This window comes from Bacillus sp. mrc49, assembly GCF_002803435.1.
Genome location: NZ_PHNG01000351.1, coordinates 1 through 341, shown reverse-complemented (window position 1 = coordinate 341; position 341 = coordinate 1). Strand labels below are relative to the sequence as shown.

At 42.5% G+C, this 341-nt stretch carries 1 protein-coding gene; it reads left to right on the top strand.

Annotated elements, in window-relative coordinates:
• A partial coding sequence (locus CVN76_RS02280) for a polysaccharide deacetylase family protein (protein WP_232732071.1) occupies positions 1-341 on the top strand: 341 nt, incomplete at both ends.

Here is a 341-nt window from a genome sequence, read left to right as displayed (position 1 = left end):
TATCTTCCGAATTGGACAAAACCGATAAAGTGATTTGGGATATTGCCAAATACAAACCGACATTATACCGGCCTGTAGGTGGACTTCATAACGATATAATCATTAATACTGCAGTAAAAAAAGGATTTAAGGTTGTTTTATGGTCCTGGCATCAGGATCCACAAGACTGGAAACGGCCGGCACCGAATAAAATATCCTCCCACATCATACATTCGTTACGGGCTGGTGACATCATTCTCCTCCATGATTGGAGCGATCGTCCCCAAACTGTAATGGCTCTGGAACCGACCTTGGATTATCTATATAAAAACGGATATGAATGCGTGACAGATCGGAAGAGC